This is a genomic window from Streptomyces sp. NPDC033966 (assembly GCF_055575955.1).
The window spans coordinates 1-16,123 of record NZ_JBVIRQ010000011.1 but is presented as its reverse complement, the minus strand read 5'-3'; the positions used below and the strand labels follow the sequence as shown (position 1 = coordinate 16,123).

The following is a 16,123-nucleotide window of genomic DNA, read 5'->3' as shown; positions in this document are numbered from 1 at the left end:
GGTCAGGGGATGCGCCTCGGGGCTGCATCTCGCCCCGGGGCGAAGCAACATCGTCGACACGGCAAACGGCTTCTGTGGCCCCGCCTCCGTCCAGGGTGCGGGGGCAGCCCTCGTAGAAGGGGGCCGGTGGCAGCGCGAGGCCGCCCCAGATGTCCTGGAATTCCAAGGCCATGGCCTTCGCTCTTGATGACCGCGGAGTAGACCTCTACCTGAGCTTCGGCGAAACCCAGATCAAAGCGCGCGCTGTCGTGGAGAAGAGCGGCGAAGAGGTCTCCACCACCATCCGCTTCACCTCCGACTACTAGGCCGGGACTCCTTGAACAACTCCTACGAGGTCTCCTCGCCCACAGAAGTCCCCTTCAGCCACTCCGAGAGCACCACCCGCCACGTCCCTCTGCCCGAGCGCTGGCGGGAGCCACAGCCTTCCTCTTATCAGGAGACAGCGCAGCGCCTGACCATCCTGGAGCGCGATCACAACGACCTCCGCCGAAAGTACGCCGAACAGCAGCTGCGCCTTGAACAGATGGAGAACCGCCTGGACGCACTCCTTGCGGCCCGCGGCGCCCCCCACGGCAGTCATCGGAACGAACACCTCGACATCGCACGTCAGTACTCGGTCTGCGTGGAGCAACGCATCCAGACGTTCGTCCGCACAGCAGCACTACCCAGCCAACGCAGCGACGCCCGTCTGCGCAGCATCGGGAGAGTCTGCGCCGTCCTCTTCGGCGTTGAGCCACCGACCACCGGCGCCGTGCTTGCAGCCGTCGGCCGGGGACGGATCGACCCGTTGGCCGGCGCTGCTGCGCAGCTGTGCGACCGAGCCAACGACCTGCGACGCCGTGCCCAGGGAACAGGCATGCCCTTCAGCTGGGATTTCGAGCTCGTGCCCGGCGATCTTCTCGATCCTGCATGGCAAGAGGCATGGCCCCCGTGTGACCCTGATCTGCCGACCCTGTCGGTCGTAGCCCCGGCGTACCTCGTCGCCGAGCAGGTCTACACGAAACAGCGGGTGCAGACCGGAATCGCCATCACGGTGTGACGCATGCCTTGGCGTCCCTTGGAGCCGTGACATCCACACTGCCAGCTGAAACCGAGGCCCTCCCCCTGCCTACACCTCGTCGCGGTGCTGGCCCTGCGTGTGGTCCCGTCGCTCCTCGCCGGGCCGGAGCGCCCACTGCAGCTGGAGGAACGCGGCCGTCTCGTCCTCGAACTCCGCATGCACGCCGTACTTGAGCGCCAACGGGTTCTCGCGGGTGCTGTAGCGGGTGGCGTGACGGCGCCGGCCGTCATCGCGGCGTGGGCGAGGAGCAGCTCGATGTCGCCGACGCGGACCGGTCCGGAGGCCGGCAGAGTGGGCGTCGGATCGAGTTCGGGAACGGTGGGCCGGGACTCGGGGGTGGTCCGTACCGAGATCTGCCACCAGGCCTCTCCGCCGCTGGCGGTGCGGGTGACGAGGCCGTAGACCAGGCCGTCTCCCGGACCGCCTTTGGTGGCCCGGCCGTCCAGCCCGGTGACGGATTGGAGGGCGGCGAGGACGGCGTCGCGCAGCGCGATCGGTTCAAAGGTGTGACTCCTTTGGGGACGCTTCCGCCGGACCAGGACCCTGCGGACGGCGCGCGGCCGGTCGTTCGGCCCGTACCATCCGCGACACGTTCGCCCAATGCCCGTACCGGAGAAGGGGAGTCACCCGTGAGCAGGAGTGCTGTGGTCGAGGGGCAGCTGTACCGTGACCTCGCCCCCGACATGAAGGACCGGGACCGGCGGCTGCGCGTCACCGCGATCCGCAATGGAAGGGCCGACCTCGTTGTCGAACACGACCTGGGCGGCCCGGCCGGCCGCAAGACCCACGCGAGCTCCGCCCGGCGCCGGTCCACCGCATTCGAGCTCGTCGAGGACCCGGCCGACGCCGACCCCCAGTACCTGGCCCTGCTGACCGCCCTCACCGAAGTCCACCACCCCGGGGCCACCCCGCCCGACTACGCGCGCGCGGCCCTCCACGTGCTGCGCCGGCTCGTCCCGGCGGGAGAGGTCCGGTGACTGTAGGACCGATCGTCCAGGAAGCCCTCGCCGCGGGCATCGGCCACCTCGGGGAGGTCCTCGACCCCATGGCCGCGACGAAGGACCTGCCAGAACGCGAGCAGGCCTGGTACCGGAGCTGGCTTGAGACCGGGACGCTGGAGTGCTCGGACTGCGGGACCCGCGTCCGCTGCGGCAACCTGGAATCGCTGCCGGATCACCGCTGCACTGAGCGGCAGCAGGCGCGGCGCGCGACAGCTGGCTGACCGTCCCGCCGGTCCGCACCGGACACGATGACTTCTGGGGGTCAAGGCCGACCGTCTGCACATGCGGGCCGCGCTCCTTTCGCGGCGGATGGCTAGGGCAGACCCACCAGTCCCCAACCGCGGCGCGCAGACTCGGTGATTACGTTGCCCCATTCACGCAGAAGTGCTGTGAAGTCCTCGAAGGTGTCCGGGCGTCCTGCCCAGCCTTCGCATTCGGCGGCGAACGGGACGCGCAGCTCTTCAAGGCGGGATTCCACCTGCGTCCAGGCGCGGGCCTTGGCGGGCAGGGCCTCGGGCGGGCATACCAGAAGGAGCGATGGGTGCCAGCGGTCGGTGTTCGGGGGGAAGAAGCCTCCGCCGCCGGTCAGCGCAGGGTCGTCGGCCGGGTCCGCGTCCCAGATCAGACCGCTGAGGAAGATGTCCGTCGTCTCGCGCATGTACGTGCCGAGGAGGGGCCGTACGTCGGCCCATGCACTTCCCGCGCGGGCGTGGTAGCGGTAGGCGCCCGTGGTGGTGAAGAAGTCGTACTCGGCGCACCAAGCGGACTCGCGGTCCGGGAGCCATGTCCAGCCGCCGCGCGGCCTGTTGAGGTAGTCCTCGTCGTCAAGCTCCGGTGGCCAAACGGCATCATGCAGCGCCTCAACCCGCTTCTCGACGGGTATGGCGCTCAAATACTTCCAGTCCGCCATGAAGAGCATGAGATCCAGACCCATGGCGGCCAGCATAAGCCGGACTGACGCCGGAATCCGAGAAACAACGGCTACCACCTGTACCTGCACAGCGTGGGGCCCGACATCCCGGTAGAGATCGGCGTCAGGATCCGGGACACCCCGCAACAGCCCTCGCAGACCCCGAAGGGGGCGGATTCGGGACCGGGCCGTGTCGTCCCTGGCGCTACCGGCATTGACCGGGCATGAACATCATCAAGCGCGCGGCCGTGACCGTGCTCGCCGTCGTGGCGGTGGCCGCGCCGGGCGCACCCACTGCGACGGCCGGGCCGGTCTACAAGTGCGTGTCCGGTGCGCAGGACATCGACGACAGCAGTTATGACGGGCCGTGGCCGGACAACTGGAAGATCACGGTCAAGACGTGCGCTGCACGCTCCGGGGCACGGTCTACGCCTACGCCGAAGCGAAGTGGGACGGAACCAGGTTCCGCGAGGTGGGCGACCCGACGATCTTCTACGGGGCCAAGCTGCGGTTGCAGATCAAGCTGTCCCGCGACGGCACCGACCCCGTGGTGATCGAGCACGACTTCACGGAGATCGAGCGCCGGCTGGAGGGCAGCACGTCCGGCGGGAACTATGACGGTCACTACCGGACCGGGACCATCCGTCACCGGGCCGGGCCCGGCGCCCTGGCTGACTCGGTGCTGTTCCTGGACTGGCACGGCGACGGCCGCGGCTACGGACGCCACGACTACACCGGCTCGCCTACCGTCTGACCCGGCGCAGCAGTGCGGACCGCCACCCCATGCCCGGGCCGGGGTCGAGGGCGCGGCCGAGGATCTCGCCGTCGACGCGTACGCGGCGCCCGCCCTGGGCGTCCGGCGGGTAGACGATGACGCGCAGGGCAGGGCTCATCCCTCCACCGTGGCGGTGCCCGGTCATTCCAGCACTCCGAGGGCGGTGTCGGGGCGGCAGTGCGGGCAGGCGGGAATGCCCTCGGCGAGAGCCCGCCGGGCGGCGTCGGCCGACGCCGGCTTGCACCGGGTCCGGGTGTCCCAGCAGCTGCCGACGTGGACGCGGACGGCGGGCCGGCCGGTGCCGATCCCGTGCTCGTTCAGCCATTCCGGCGGCGGCGGAGCCGGCCGCCGGACGGCCTCGAATGCTGCGCGCTGCTCCTCGGCGGCGATCCAGTCACGTGTCCGCTCCAGGTCCCTGACCTGGACTTTTTCCAGGAAGCGGAGGAGGTCGAGACGCGACGGATGACTTTCGGACACAAGTTCGATTATAGGCCAGAGGGAAGAGCCTGCCCGAGGTTGGTTCCGGGGTCGGTGTGGCGTGGGGCGGGGTGGTCTTAGGCACCGTTCGTGGCTGATATCGCACTTAATGACGATCTGATCCGGGACCGGAAGCGTGCGGATACCGCGTGGGCGCGACTGCGTGAGATCCAGGAGCGGCGCGGCTGGCCGTCGGCCGGGGAGGGCTGGACGGCCGAGGCCCATCAGGAGTGGGAGGCGGCGCGGAACCGGTGGGCCGAGGCGGTGGATGTGGTCCAGGAGGCTGTTGCGAAGTGGGCGAAGGACAGTGTGCAGCGCCGGATCGATGTCGAGGCCCGGCTCACGAGTGAAGTGCGGGGCGGGAAAGACCCTCAGGTGTGGCCGGAAGACGAGTAGCACTGCTTGGGTGAAGCGCGGGCCGTGCGCCGCGACGTGCGGTGATCCACAGCTGGAGCGGCACCGTCGTCCTGTCGGCCCGGTCAGGCTGTGCGGCGCCGACGGTGTCGGGCTTGGAGGTCGCAGCCCGAGTGCGTCGCACAGCAGTTCCTCCTGGAGCGGCGACAGCGGCGGCATGGGCGTGAAGGGGTCCTCGACCGGGAGGAGGGTCCTTACCCGGGCGTCCGGGTGGCGCTGCTGCCGGCGGATGTCGGCATCGTGGGCGTCGACCAGGCGCAGCTCGATTTCCGCGAGGGCGACGGTGTCGCCGTGGGCGGCGAGGGCGTGGCGGCCGGCGTCGTGGCGGGCCGCGTCCACGCTCGGGTGCACGATGTGCCCCTGCTGCTGGCGGGCGCCACAGACCCACACGATGCCCACCGGCAGGGCCATCCGCTGGCGAAGCTCCTCCGCGGTCGTGGCGCTGCTGTTCTGGCCAGCCGGGTGCCGGGGGCGGACTGGCGGGCGATGGCGGGGCCAGATGATTCTGCTGCAGAGGGCCTGGGTTGACCTGAGCACGTTTCTGCTCCGGCTCGGGCGGGCGGCCAGGAGCGTGCACCAGGCGGTGGAGGCCAAGCGGGCCCGCATCAGCGCGGTGGGCACCGACCGGTGGGTGAAGCTGCTCAAGAAGACGATGCCTGAGGGCCTGGTGCGCGACGCGATGCTGGCCTCCCCGGCCTGGCCGGACATGGCGCTCCTCGACCAACAAGGGGTCGATGTCGCCGGATTCCTGACCGCCGCGCACCGCCACGGTGTCGGTGTCGACCGGGCGGTCGCCGCGCTCCTGGCCCAGCCTGGCGCCGCCGTTCCGGCGGCCGGACCCGCGGTGACGAAAACGCTCTTTATGGCACTGCCGGGCCCGACAGGTACCTGCCCTTGCGGTCGTGGGGCCATGCATTGGCCTCGCAACCTGCCAGTCCCTTGAGCTGCTGCATCATCGCGGGGGCCGGCTTGCCCGGAGCCGGGCACGCTTCGTGGCCGCGGCCTATCTCGTGGCCGACTTCGTGGTTGATGATCAGCGCCCGGTATTCGGAGACCGGTCCGTCGAACTGGGGCGAACCCCGCTGCCACCGCTTGAGGTTGACCACGACCGTGTGGTTGGTACTGCAGTTGGTCTCTCCGACCAGTTCGGGAGTGGTGACCTCGCACAGCCGGTTCGTGGTCTGCGGCGTGGCGATCCGTACGGTGAAGTCCACCGCGCCCTGCGCGGCCAGCTGGAAGCCGTACCGCTCGTCCCGGATCCACCCCCGCCGGTCCGCGAGGACCGTGTCCACCTCCCGCGCGGCCTGGTTGGCGTCCAGGCCGGAGCCGTCCTCGACTTCCACCCGATAGCGCCGCACGGGCCCGTTGCCGTGCTTGCCGGCCGAGACCTTGGCGGCGGTGAAGGTACCCGCCCCCGACGGGGGCACGTCGCTGTGCGAGGTCCGGCTCGGTTCGGGCGTGGGCTTCGCAGAAGGCGACGTGGAGGGCAGCGGCGGGGCCGGGGAGGACGGCCCCGGACGCAGGGCCGCCTGGGCCCCGGACCCGTCCACAGGCGGGTCCACCCCGAGCAGGACCACCGCGACCCCGGCCCCGCCAGCCGCACATACCAGCCCCAGGAGTGTGCTGCGTTGCCGTCTGCGGCGCTTGGTGCGGGCTCGGGCCATGCGGGCGGAACTGCGTCCCCCGCTGCGTGTGCTGTTCGACCTGCGCATACGTTTGCCGTCCGGAACGTGTCCGTTCGGCCTTCCCCCTGGAAACTCGGTACGTAGAACTGAGGAGACGGCACTGTTCGACGAAGCTGCTGAGCGTGCGCCCCTGGCGGTGCGAAAGCTGCGGAACCTCGCACGACCGTGGCCTCGGTGCGTCGCGTGTGATCCCGCCGCCACGAGGACGGCGACTCGGACCGGCCCGTGGCCGCTCTCGCGCGGTGGTGAGGAGCGGTCTCAGCCCTTGGGGACTCGGATGACGACGGTGCTGCACACCTTGTCGGCGAAGGTCTGCTTCTTGGGGTCCCAGATCGGCCACAGCCAGCCGATGTGGCAGGGGAGGCTGTCGAGGATGTGGGCCAGCTTGCGGACGAAGGCCAGGCCGAATCCGCAGGTGCTGCCGTCGGCTTCGCGGCGCAGGCTGATGCCGAGCGCCTTCTTGCCGGTCGTCTGGCCGGTAGAGCCCTCCTTGAAGAGCTGGAAGAAGCCCATGGCGACCGCGTACACGAGGCCGACTACGAAGAAGACGCCAGGTTCGGCCTTGTCCGGGTCGGCGGCCATGGCGAGGTCGATGAGGCCCAGCGCGTACATCGGGCCGAGGATGATCAGGGTGTCGAGCAGGTCAGCCCCGACGCGCAGCCCCCAGTGGGCCTGCTCGGGCATCCCGCCCGTCATGCCGGAAGCGGGGGAGTGGTACGGAGCGGGCTGCGGGTGCTGCTGGAGGTATCCGTACTGCGGGGGCACGCCCTGCTGGGGGTAGCCGTACTGCGGGGCCTGCTGCGGGTATCCGGACTGGCCCTGTGGGGGCCGCTGGCCGTACGGGTTGTTCGGGTCGCCGAAGCTCATGGTGAGATCTCTTCGTTTGGGCGTTCAGGGAGAACGTGGGCCGAGGGGGACGCACACCGCACGGAGACCCACCTCGCCGGGCCGACAGCAGGAACTCGGCGAGGTGGGAATCGACGTCAGGAGCGTTCCCTCGGCGACACCACGGAGGTCACGTCATCACCGTCAGTCGAGGACGTCGGGGATCGGGTCGGTGTTGCTGCGCTGGAGGGCGTTCTTTGGACCGGCGGCCGGGCCGAGGGCCCAGTCGGAGAGGGCCATGGAGTCCATGTACCGCTCCTCGTCGTTCAGCAGGACCCCGATGATCGTCTTCCCGTTGCGGGTGACGGAGAAGACCAGGCACTTGCCGGCCGCGGTGGTGGTGCCGGTCTTGACGCCGAGCGCGCCCGGGACCGCGTAGCCGGTCGGGCGCGGCTGGATCAGGAGGTTGGTGTTGCTCCAGCTGCCGACGGTGGCCGTGCCGCCCGTGCTGTACGTGGTGGTCTTCACCAGCGTCTGGAACAGGGAGTCGGTCATCGCGTACTGGGTGAGCTTGGCGAGGTCGCGCGGGGTGGAGACGTTCTTGCCGGTCGACGAGATGCCGTCGAAGGAGTCGAAGACGGTGTTGGTCAGACCCAGTTCCCGCCCCTTGGCGTTCATCTTCGCGATGAAGTCCGCCGTGCGGGCCGCCATGGTCGTACCCGTGCCGAGGGCGCCCGCGAGGGCGTACGAGGCGTCGCAGCCCGACGGCAGCATCATCCCGTACAGCAGCTGACGGACCGTCGGGGTGGCCCCGGCCTTGAGCTGCGCCGAACTCGCCCCCTCGCGGGCGACGTAGTCCAGGTACTCCTGCTTGACGGTGACCTTCTGGTCGAGGTTGAGACCCGGCAGGGTCGTGACCACCACGGCGGTCATGATCTTGGTGGTGCTGGCCATCGGGCGTTTGGTGTCGGCGTCCTTGGCCATGAGCGTGCTGCCGCTGGTGCCGTTGATCACGATCGCGCCGGCCGCGGTGAGGGTCGGCGCGGGCGCGGCCTGGGCGGGTGCCGTGGCCGTGAGCAGGGCACCGGTGGCGATGGTCACTGCGAGCGCGCCCTTGGCGCGCCGCATCAGGTGGGAGATCACTTCTGTCCTTGATCGTGTTGAAGAACCCGGACGGGACGGGAGGTGCCGCAAGGGCGCCCCGTCCGGGAAACGCACGCCGGACCACTGCGTTGCTGTCAGCCGAAGCCGCCGTGATCCGGTGGGCGCGCCCGTCGCCGCACGCAGCTGGTGTACCGGCTGCCTGGGACGACGGGACGCCCGGTCCTGAATCAGAGCTGGACGCCCACGCCTTCGAAGGTGCCGTTGCCCCTGCCACGGTGGAAGGACATCTTGTTGCCCTTCCAGCTGACGATGTCGAGCTTGCCGTCGCCGTCGACGTCACCAGTGACGATCTTCAGGTCAGTCCAGGTGCCGGCCGCGGCCAGACCGCCGGAGTCGAGCGTTCCGGCGGCGTTGCCGGTCCAGCGGACCAGGGCGCCGTTGTCCCAGACGCCGACGACGTCGTCACGGCCGTCGCCGTTGAAGTCACCGGTGCCGAGGATGATGACGTTCTGGAAGGAGGCGTCGGGCCAGATCTTCCTGCCGCCGCTGAAGTCGAGCTGACCGTTGCTGCCGACCTTGTAGGCGTACAGCTCGCCGTTGGGGCGGGTCGCCAGGACGCCGTCCTTGGGGCTGGCGGGGTCGAGCTTGTAGCGGGTGAGGTGCTTGAGCTGGGCCCAGGTGGCGTTCTGCGGGCTGAGGGTGACGGTGGTGGCGAAGGTGCCGTCGCCCTTGCCGGCGTGCAGGAGGATGCGGTCGCTCTCCCAGACGGCGGCGATGTCACGCTTGCCGTCGCCGTTGAAGTCGCCGGCGAAGACACGCTGGACCGTCTTCCACACCCCGGGGGTTCCGACCGCCGTCGAGGTCGGCTCGAAAGTGCCCTCGGCACGGCCGCGGTAGACCTGGAGGGTGCCGTTCTTGTCGACGGCGGCCAGGTCGGCCTTGCCGTCGCCGTTGAAGTCGGCCAGGACACGGTGGTCGGTCAGGTTGCTGGTGTCGGGCCCGGGCACGGTGACGCTGGCCTTGATCCACTGCCCGAGGTCGTCGACACGGACGGCACGAGCTCCCCTGCGGGTCTCGCCCTCGGGGGCGCCGAGGCAGGAACCGAGCCAGGAACCGGTGGTCAGCGCGACCAACTCCTGCTGCCCCGCGTTCTCACGCGTGAGCGGCCCGCCCGCGTCGCCCTGGCACAGCGCCGCGTCACCGACGGGCTCGAGGTCGACGACGGCGTCGGCGGTGGTGGCGGTGACGTTGAACTGCCCGCTGTTGAGCAGCCCCGGAACCCAGCTGGTCGCGGTCCGCCCGAAGCCGGCGCTGTAAAGGGCTTGCCCAGCGGCGGGCGTCTGACCGGACAGCACCGCCGGGGCGACATTGGCGACTGGCGCGCCCAGCTTGAGCAGGGCGACATTGCGCTCCGGGTGGACGATCACATCGGTGGCCTCGACGACGGCGCCAGTGGTGCCGTTGTTGAGGTCCGCACGGCCGACGGTAACCGTGGTCTTGTCCTGAAGCTTGCCGCTGACGGGTCTGGCGCTGGTGGCCGAAACGCAGTTGGCCGCCGTGAGGACGTAGCTCTTGTCGACCAGGACGCCCGAGCAGCCCTTGAGGTGATCACCGAAGACGATCTTCGCGGTAAAGGCGCGACTTCCGTCGGTGACGGGCACGCCGGACAGGGAGGAGGCCGGCGTGGCGGTGAGCACGATCGCGGTGGCCGCGGCTGCGGCGGCCGCGACCCGCGGGTGACGGGAACGGTGAGAAGGCATCAGTAAATGTCTTTCGGGAGAGTGTGCGCGTGGATATCGCAGAGCCGGGTGTCGGCGACGATCTGTCCGGACGGCGGGTGGCGCAAGACCAGCTGGCGACGAAGATTCGCCGGGGGCGATTTGAGCGGGCTGCGCGCGATATTCGGCCAGGCTGCAGCCCATGTCCGCACGCTGCGCAGGGGGGAGTGCGTTAGTCGACTACAGAGATTATCGGCACAGCTGTTTTCCGCCGCGTCGTCCAGAGCCTGCCGAGGAACTCAATATTCCGACGATGGTGGCTGATTCCTATGGCGAAAAATGGCAGCCGCATCACCGCTGGTCAGCCTGTGACGCGGAGCTCGACGAGGATGGAGCTGGTACCGCTGTTGCCCGTTTCGCCGAACGGCTTGTAGTCGTTGGCTGGCGCGTCGATGACGGTCTGGGCGCCGCCGGCGGTGATGGTGGCCTTGACCGGGTAGTCACCCGTCCACAGGCCGTAGGACGCGGGAAGCTCGAGCGTGACGTAGCCCTTGGGAGCGTTGACGTCGAAGCAGAAGAAGTTCTGGCCGGTGCGGGACCGGACCTTGATGTCCGGCGTCCCGGCGGCGCAGTCGGTGAGGGTGATGTGACCGTCGCCACGCTTGAGGAGGATCCGCTGCTCGGCCTGGATCTTCGCGGCGTTCGGGTAGGCGAAGTCCTCGACGGCGTCAGGCATCTCGCCACCGGCCGCCACGCTGGAGGGGGCTTGGGGGCCGGCGTGGGCCACACCAAGAGTCGCGAACGCGCCGAGGGCAGCGGTCGCTCCGACGAACGCAGTGAACAGTGCCTTACGGGCACGGGATATCGCCACGGTTTTCCTTCAGGTTCAGGAATGAGGAGGGCGGGTCCTGTGCAGGAAGCCCTCAGGAATTGCCGAAAGTAAACCACATGTATGATCCACTCGCTGTCTTGAATCCCGGGGGATCGACGGAATTCGGCCGCACCTTCCTTGGGGAATGGCTGATTGTCGACCGTCTGTCTGTGAACTTCAGCATGCCGACTAAGTGGATTCATTAATTCCGAATGGCCAATTGCGAGTGCATTGGCGCGATATCGAGCAAGGGGGAACCGTCGCATGAACCGGCGAACATTCCATTCCGGAGCATTAGGCTCCGCAACGCCATCCCGAAGGAGGGGAAGAAGACTCCGCGGGATATGCGGTGTCGTGCTGCCCGCGGTGTTGACCGTAGGCCTGCTGGGGGCACCTGCCGCAGCAGCTGAGGAGGAGATCGCCTCAAACCGCCCCTTGGTTGTGTACGCATGGCAGAACGGCGGCGCAGGGGTTCGGGAGGCTGCGGAGCGGGCTCTCCTCGGGGGCCCCGATGACATCCGGAAGTTCCTGGATGAGGCCGAGGCGCTCCAGTACGACGATGACTACGTCGCGGCGAGCCGGGTTTTCAACGTTGGTGGTCCCGCGGTTCGTGAGGCGACGAAGGCGGCACTTCAGGGCACTCCGGAGCAGCTGCGTGAGTTCCTGCACAGCGGGTGGCAGAAGCCGCAGCAGGAGGACCATGACGTCGAGGCATCCCGTGTCATCAACTTCGGCGGTCCTGGCGTCAAAGAAGCGGGCAAGGCTGCGCTCCAGGCCGGACCTGCGGCAGTCACGAAGTTCCTTGAGGAGGGGCAGTACAAGGAGCGGGAGATCGACAACGACGTCGAGGTCTCCAAGCTCATCAACTTCGGTGGCCCGAACATGAAGGCTGCCGGGAAGGCGGCCCTGCAGGGCACGCCCGACGACATCGCCGAGTTCCTGGAGGTGGGGCAATTCGTCGCCCGCAACCGGGACCAGGAACACGCCACCATCGAGCAGCTGACCGAGCAGGCCAAGCAGGCTGGCCAGCAAGCCGAGGAGGCGACGAAGAAGTCGGAAGAGGCCTCCGCACGCGCGGTTGCCGCCTCCAACCTGGCGAAGGAAGCCGCGCAGAAGGCTGCCCGCGAAACGGAAGCCGCCCGCAAGGACGCCGGCCGTGCCTCTGTGAAGGCCCAGCAGGCTGCGGAGGCGGCACGGGCCGCGGCTGCGGCTGCTCAGCAGGCCATCGGCTCGGCCAATGCCGCCAGCCGGTCGGCCCGCATCGCATCCCTGGCAGCCGCTCAGACGGCGAACGCGGCTGCGCAGGCCGCGAACGCGGCGAACGACGCCTACAACGCGGCCATCGCCGCCGGCGCCGACGCAGGCAAGGCCGAAGCAGCCAAGCAAGCCGCGGCCGTGGCCCGGAACATGGCCTTCCTGACGCGGGAATCGGCCAAGGCGGCTGAGCAGGCCGGCAAGGCGTCGCAGGCAGCGGGCCGAGCGGCCGACGCTTCCCGCAGCGCCAGCGCCAACGCCAACGCGGCAGCCGATGCCGCCGAGGCGGCGAACGGATACGCCGACGCCGCAGGTGTCCACTCGGCCGAGGCCCGCAACGCCGCAGCCGAGGCACGCCGGCACGCGAACGCCGCCAACCGCGCCGCCAACAACGCGGGTGCGCTTGCCCGCCGGTCCGCCGATGCCGCTTTCGCGGCACGGGACGCCGCGAACACCGCGGCGAATCATGCCGAGAAGGCAGCGCAGGCAGCGGAGCAGGCGGCGAAGTACGCGGGCCAGTCTGCCAACGCGGCAGAAGACTCCCGCAAGCACGCCGACGCGGCCAAGGAAGCGGCCGATGCAGCGACCACGGCCGTCAACACGGCCAAGAACGTCCACCAGATCGCGTTGGAGGTCGAGACCGAGGAACTGACCGGCCGAGCTGAGGCCGCACTCGAGCGCTCCCGGTCGGAAAAGGCACAGAGCGAACGCCTGGTCTCCAAGACGGCGGAAATCGCCCTCCAAGCACGCGCCCTCGATGCCACCGCCGCTGCCCTGGCCACCGAGGCGGCCAAGCCCGACGCCGACGTGGCCGCGACTGCGGCCAAGGGCCGCAAGCTTGCGCTGGACGCCCTCAAGCTGCGTGGCCCCTGGAGCCAGCAGGCCGCCACCAGAGCTCTGGCCGGCTCGGACACGGATGTCCTGGACTACCTGCGCACCGGTTGGCAGAAGGCCAACCAGGAGGAGACGCGGGACAAGGTCCTGCAGCTGAGTGTCTCAAGCCCGTACCCGTCCATGCGTCAGGGTGCGGTTGAGGCGCTGAAGGGCACCCCGCAGCAGATAGCCGACTACTACGCGAAGGGCCGGTACGAGGCGGGCCAGGACGACCTCTACGTCGCCGTCTCGAAGATCAACAACACGGGCGGGCCGAGCGTCAAGGAGGCCTCCAAGGCAGCCTTGGCCGACGGCAGTGGCAGGGCACTGGCCACGTTCCTGGAGATCGGCCAGTACTCCGCCCGTCGGACCGACGAGGACGTCATCGCCTCCAAGCTCGTCAACAGCGGAGGAGCCGAGGTCAAGGCGGCAGCCAAGGCCGCCATGGAAGGACCGCCTGAGAAGCTGCACGAGTTCGTCACCGTCGGCCAGTACATGGCCGCACGCAAGGACGACCTCACCGACCACCACCGCTCACAGATCGACCGCCTCCTCACCGAGGGCGAGATCGTCGCGGCCAAGGCCCAGACCAACCGCTGGCGCGCAGCAGAAGCCGCCGCCAAGGCCAAGCAGGCCGCCGGCGAGGCTGCCGAGGCCGCCGGTGAGGCCAAGAAGTCCGCCGACGCCGCGGCGGGCTACGCCGTCAGCGCCAAGAAGTCCGCTGATGCCGCCGAAGCCAGCTCGACCAAGGCCCGGCAGTCGGCCGTTACCGCACGCAACGCCGCGACTGCGGCGGACCGTGACGCCGACGCCGCCGAGGCTTCCGCGGCCCAGGCCGAGTTCTCTGCCGGCTACGCGCGCCAGTCTGCCCGCGAGGCCGACGCGGCGGCCGGAGAGGCACGCGCCTCCGCCCTTGCTGCTGGCAAGAGCAAGGACGAGGCCGAGGCCTACGCCTCCCAGGCCTGGGCCGACGTCAAGACCAAGCGTGAGGCGGAGATCGCCGAACTGCGACGTCAGGCCGAGGAAGACTGGAAGAAGCAGGCCGAGGCCGCGAAGAAGAAGCGACCGAAGTGCATCGTCCCCTTCAACCGGGACAGCCTGCCCCCCTGCATGATGGGCGCCGACGCAGACGACATTGTGTTCGCCAAACCCTCCTGGGAACTCGCCGTAATGATTGGCAAGGTCGCCTGGGAGTTTTCCGGCGGCGCCGACATTGAGAAGTGCATCAAGGAACCCGCCTTGGGCGACTGCGCCATGGCTGTCGTAGGTGTCGCCCCCATCGGTAAGCTCAAGATCGTCAAGAAGGTGGCCGACGCCATTGAGGAAGCGGCCAAGGGCTCCCGGGCCGGCAAGAAGGCGGCGAAGTGCGTCCTCGAGCCGAAGCACAGCTTCCCTGCCGGCACGCGCGTCTTGATGGGCGACCACACGACTCGCCCGATTGAGCAGCTTGCCGTGGGCGACCAGGTCCTTGCCACCGACCCTGAGACCGGGGTCACCAGAGCACGCCGTGTGGACGCGACCATCTACACCCCCGACGACCGTGAATTCACCAGTCTCACTCTCGACAGCAAACAAGGCGGAGGCTCCCTTACCACCACCGGCCATCACCCCTTCTGGTCCGAAAACGGCAAGAAGTGGAAGAACGCGGCCGACCTCACCCCGCAGGACACCCTCCGTACCCCCACAGGCGACCCGACGCAGATCACCAGTGTCCGCCACTGGACCGGCCTCCAGCCCGCCTACAACCTCACCGTCAACGACCTCCACACGTACTATGTGCTGGCAGGCGCCACGCCAGTTCTCGTTCACAATTGCAACGGAAGGGACCCTGTCAATGGTGGGCTCGATGATGACACCTATGACCGAATAGATAGTGCACACGGTCCTGATGTAGCCGACGGTGTCGACTACCAGGTGCAGAGGATGCATGACGGCTCTGCCACTGCTGCGGATCACGACCTTCCCGGTATAGGGCATGACCCTGATGCACTGGGTTCCTACTTTGCGTCGTGGCGAGGCAAGATGACGCATATAGACACTAAGACCGGATCGCGCGTGGCGTACGATTCCAATCGGGGTGTGCTAATCGTAACGACTGGCCGTAACATCCACGGATTTAAGTACGCTAAAGGCGCCTTTGAGAGTGGGAGGTTTGTGACGCCATGAGAATAAAGGTCGCAGCCACAGCGACTCGCGCTGGAGTCCTCTTGAGATTGACTGAGGTGCAGAAAGAGCTAATTTGTGAAACGCTTATGTTTCACGCGGATCGTCCCGAAGGGGACCGCCCTTCGATTGTGCGCCTTGGCGTCGATCGCGCAAACGCTGCACGGCTAAAGGAGAAAGTCGGCGGGCCGGATTCGGAATTTCAGCTAAGTGAGATTCATGTGCTGTTTGCGGCACTGATTTCCGCTCCGGTCTTGATGCCCTCTGAGGAAGTATTCTATGAGAGAATCGGCTTCTTTCGGGAGCAGGCACTTGCGCTGGCTGGCGGGCTGATGAATGCCGGCGGGGCGACGTCTGGCGGGGTCGAAGATTCTTCCGGAATCGCTTAGCCGGGGCCCTGCGTTCATGGAGCTTCGTGAGTCCGCCTGGGTCTGTACCGCCGTGGATGGCTCCCCACTCCCGGAGTGGCTGGTGCTGCCCAAGCGGCCGCAGTGGCATGCGTCTGTGGGGAGCCCGTTTCCTAGCTAGTGATGGGCAGGGCGGGTTGGGAGGACGGGTCGGGAAACGGGCTGGCAGTGATGCCAGTACCGAACCCGGTCCGACCTCCGCCACCATGCCTGCCTCTCCGCCGACGTCGACGAGATCGTCTTTCCCCACATACCCGAGTGGGAACAGACGCAGCTGGCCGCCAAGCTCGCTGGGAAGGTGCTTTGGGAGCTTTCGGGCGGAGGTGACATCGAAAGGTGCGTCAGGGAGCCCGCCTGGGTTGACTGCACCATGGCCGTCGTAGGTGTTCTCTCTGTCGGCAAGCTGAAGCTCGTCAAGAAGGTGGCCGATGCCGTTGAGGATGCGGCTCAGGGCTCGCGAGTTGGCAAGGCAATGGTGCAGTGCGCCGTCCCTAGGAGTTGTCCGGCCGATCATGTGCGAAGCCAGATGATGACGGCGGCGGCCGTGGCCGTGCCGAGGTAGACGTGGCCGCGCTTGTCGTAGCGG

General features: G+C 68.4%; 19 protein-coding genes. 10 read left to right on the top strand and 9 right to left on the bottom strand.

Annotated features, from left to right (window positions below; genetic code table 11):
* Positions 1-149 precede the first annotated feature (149 nt).
* Positions 150-305 (top strand): hypothetical protein, encoded by a 156-nt coding sequence (locus tag ACZ518_RS27980; protein ID WP_469115777.1) that lies wholly within the window; start codon positions 150-152, stop codon positions 303-305.
* 11 nt (positions 306-316) lie between these two features.
* Positions 317-1,039 (top strand): hypothetical protein, encoded by a 723-nt coding sequence (locus ACZ518_RS27975; protein WP_469115776.1) that lies wholly within the window; start codon positions 317-319, stop codon positions 1,037-1,039.
* Positions 1,040-1,108: 69 nt separating this feature from the next.
* On the opposite strand, the gene ACZ518_RS27970 is transcribed toward ACZ518_RS27975, so the two are convergent.
* The gene (locus ACZ518_RS27970; RefSeq protein ID WP_469115775.1) at positions 1,109-1,240 is read right to left on the bottom strand and encodes a hypothetical protein; all 132 of its coding nucleotides are present in this window, start codon (positions 1,238-1,240) and stop codon (positions 1,109-1,111) included.
* A gap of 449 nt (positions 1,241-1,689) precedes the next feature.
* Between ACZ518_RS27970 and ACZ518_RS27965 the strand changes: the two genes are divergently transcribed.
* Together ACZ518_RS27965 and ACZ518_RS27960 are read left to right on the top strand one after the other, a co-directional pair.
* Positions 1,690-2,037 carry a DUF6354 family protein gene (locus ACZ518_RS27965; RefSeq protein ID WP_469115774.1) on the top strand — a complete coding sequence of 116 codons (348 nt, stop codon included), beginning with the start codon at positions 1,690-1,692 and terminating at the stop codon, positions 2,035-2,037.
* A complete protein-coding gene (locus tag ACZ518_RS27960) occupies positions 2,034-2,282 on the top strand; it encodes a hypothetical protein (protein ID WP_469115773.1) in 249 nt (82 codons plus the stop codon). The genes ACZ518_RS27965 and ACZ518_RS27960 overlap by 4 nt, the downstream gene beginning before the upstream one ends.
* Positions 2,283-2,374: 92 nt before the next feature.
* Here ACZ518_RS27960 and ACZ518_RS27955 read toward each other — a convergent pair whose 3' ends face one another.
* Positions 2,375-2,995 (bottom strand): hypothetical protein, encoded by a 621-nt coding sequence (locus ACZ518_RS27955; RefSeq protein ID WP_469115772.1) that lies wholly within the window; start codon positions 2,993-2,995, stop codon positions 2,375-2,377.
* 376 nt (positions 2,996-3,371) lie between these two features.
* Here ACZ518_RS27955 and ACZ518_RS27950 point away from each other — a divergent pair, with 376 nt between their 5' ends.
* Positions 3,372-3,725 (top strand): hypothetical protein, encoded by a 354-nt coding sequence (locus tag ACZ518_RS27950; protein WP_469115771.1) that lies wholly within the window; start codon positions 3,372-3,374, stop codon positions 3,723-3,725.
* Here ACZ518_RS27950 and ACZ518_RS27945 read toward each other — a convergent pair.
* The gene (locus ACZ518_RS27945; protein ID WP_469116009.1) at positions 3,715-3,864 is read right to left on the bottom strand and encodes a hypothetical protein; all 150 of its coding nucleotides are present in this window, start codon (positions 3,862-3,864) and stop codon (positions 3,715-3,717) included. The genes ACZ518_RS27950 and ACZ518_RS27945 overlap by 11 nt on opposite strands.
* 23 nt (positions 3,865-3,887) lie before the next feature.
* Entirely contained in the window at positions 3,888-4,223 is a 336-nt protein-coding gene (locus ACZ518_RS27940; RefSeq protein WP_469115770.1) for a DUF6233 domain-containing protein, read from the bottom strand.
* Positions 4,224-4,313: 90 nt separating this feature from the next.
* On the opposite strand from ACZ518_RS27940, the gene ACZ518_RS27935 reads away from it, so the two are divergent.
* The 3 genes from ACZ518_RS27935 (at position 4,314) to ACZ518_RS27925 (ending at position 5,580) form a co-directional block, all read left to right on the top strand.
* Positions 4,314-4,619 carry a hypothetical protein gene (locus tag ACZ518_RS27935; RefSeq protein WP_469115769.1) on the top strand — a complete coding sequence of 102 codons (306 nt, stop codon included), beginning with the start codon at positions 4,314-4,316 and terminating at the stop codon, positions 4,617-4,619.
* Between the two features lie 228 nt (positions 4,620-4,847).
* The gene (locus ACZ518_RS27930) at positions 4,848-5,165 is read left to right on the top strand and encodes a hypothetical protein (RefSeq protein WP_469115768.1); all 318 of its coding nucleotides are present in this window, start codon (positions 4,848-4,850) and stop codon (positions 5,163-5,165) included.
* Complete coding sequence (locus ACZ518_RS27925) at positions 5,137-5,580, top strand: hypothetical protein (protein WP_469115767.1); 444 nt, start codon at positions 5,137-5,139, stop codon at positions 5,578-5,580. Before ACZ518_RS27930 ends, ACZ518_RS27925 begins: the two co-directional genes overlap by 29 nt.
* On the opposite strand, the gene ACZ518_RS27920 is transcribed toward ACZ518_RS27925, so the two are convergent.
* The 5 genes from ACZ518_RS27920 to ACZ518_RS27900 form a co-directional block, all read right to left on the bottom strand.
* Positions 5,498-6,187: a DUF3152 domain-containing protein gene (locus tag ACZ518_RS27920; protein WP_469115766.1), complete on the bottom strand. Its 690-nt coding sequence runs from the start codon at positions 6,185-6,187 to the stop codon at positions 5,498-5,500. The two genes, ACZ518_RS27925 and ACZ518_RS27920, sit on opposite strands and share 83 nt — an antisense overlap.
* Before the next feature lie 393 nt (positions 6,188-6,580).
* The gene (locus tag ACZ518_RS27915; protein ID WP_469115765.1) at positions 6,581-7,189 is read right to left on the bottom strand and encodes an RDD family protein; all 609 of its coding nucleotides are present in this window, start codon (positions 7,187-7,189) and stop codon (positions 6,581-6,583) included.
* Positions 7,190-7,351: 162 nt separating this feature from the next.
* On the bottom strand, positions 7,352-8,275 hold the full coding sequence (locus ACZ518_RS27910) for a D-alanyl-D-alanine carboxypeptidase family protein (protein ID WP_469115999.1): 924 nt from the start codon (positions 8,273-8,275) through the stop codon (positions 7,352-7,354).
* A 203-nt stretch (positions 8,276-8,478) separates the two neighbouring features.
* The gene (locus ACZ518_RS27905; protein ID WP_469115764.1) at positions 8,479-10,011 is read right to left on the bottom strand and encodes an FG-GAP-like repeat-containing protein; all 1,533 of its coding nucleotides are present in this window, start codon (positions 10,009-10,011) and stop codon (positions 8,479-8,481) included.
* Positions 10,012-10,330: 319 nt separating this feature from the next.
* Positions 10,331-10,840 (bottom strand): hypothetical protein, encoded by a 510-nt coding sequence (locus ACZ518_RS27900; RefSeq protein ID WP_469115763.1) that lies wholly within the window; start codon positions 10,838-10,840, stop codon positions 10,331-10,333.
* A 354-nt stretch (positions 10,841-11,194) separates the two neighbouring features.
* Between ACZ518_RS27900 and ACZ518_RS27895 the strand changes: the two genes are divergently transcribed.
* Together ACZ518_RS27895 and ACZ518_RS27890 are read left to right on the top strand one after the other, a co-directional pair.
* Positions 11,195-15,133: a polymorphic toxin-type HINT domain-containing protein gene (locus ACZ518_RS27895; protein ID WP_469115762.1), complete on the top strand. Its 3,939-nt coding sequence runs from the start codon at positions 11,195-11,197 to the stop codon at positions 15,131-15,133.
* 47 nt (positions 15,134-15,180) lie between these two features.
* Positions 15,181-15,519 carry a hypothetical protein gene (locus ACZ518_RS27890; RefSeq protein WP_469115761.1) on the top strand — a complete coding sequence of 113 codons (339 nt, stop codon included), beginning with the start codon at positions 15,181-15,183 and terminating at the stop codon, positions 15,517-15,519.
* The last annotated feature ends 604 nt before the right edge of the window (positions 15,520-16,123 follow it).

What these genes read in the sequence shown, in the direction of transcription:
- ACZ518_RS27980 (WP_469115777.1), top strand. Translation starts at nt 150, where the DNA reads ATGTCCTGGAATTCCAAGGCCATGGCCTTCGCTCTTGATGACCGCGGA.
- ACZ518_RS27955 (WP_469115772.1), bottom strand. Translation starts at nt 2,995, where the DNA reads ATGGGTCTGGATCTCATGCTCTTCATGGCGGACTGGAAGTATTTGAGC.
- ACZ518_RS27945 (WP_469116009.1), bottom strand. Translation starts at nt 3,864, where the DNA reads ATGAGCCCTGCCCTGCGCGTCATCGTCTACCCGCCGGACGCCCAGGGC.
- ACZ518_RS27925 (WP_469115767.1), top strand. Translation starts at nt 5,137, where the DNA reads ATGATTCTGCTGCAGAGGGCCTGGGTTGACCTGAGCACGTTTCTGCTC.
- ACZ518_RS27915 (WP_469115765.1), bottom strand. Translation starts at nt 7,189, where the DNA reads ATGAGCTTCGGCGACCCGAACAACCCGTACGGCCAGCGGCCCCCACAG.
- ACZ518_RS27910 (WP_469115999.1), bottom strand. Translation starts at nt 8,275, where the DNA reads ATGCGGCGCGCCAAGGGCGCGCTCGCAGTGACCATCGCCACCGGTGCC.
- ACZ518_RS27905 (WP_469115764.1), bottom strand. Translation starts at nt 10,011, where the DNA reads ATGCCTTCTCACCGTTCCCGTCACCCGCGGGTCGCGGCCGCCGCAGCC.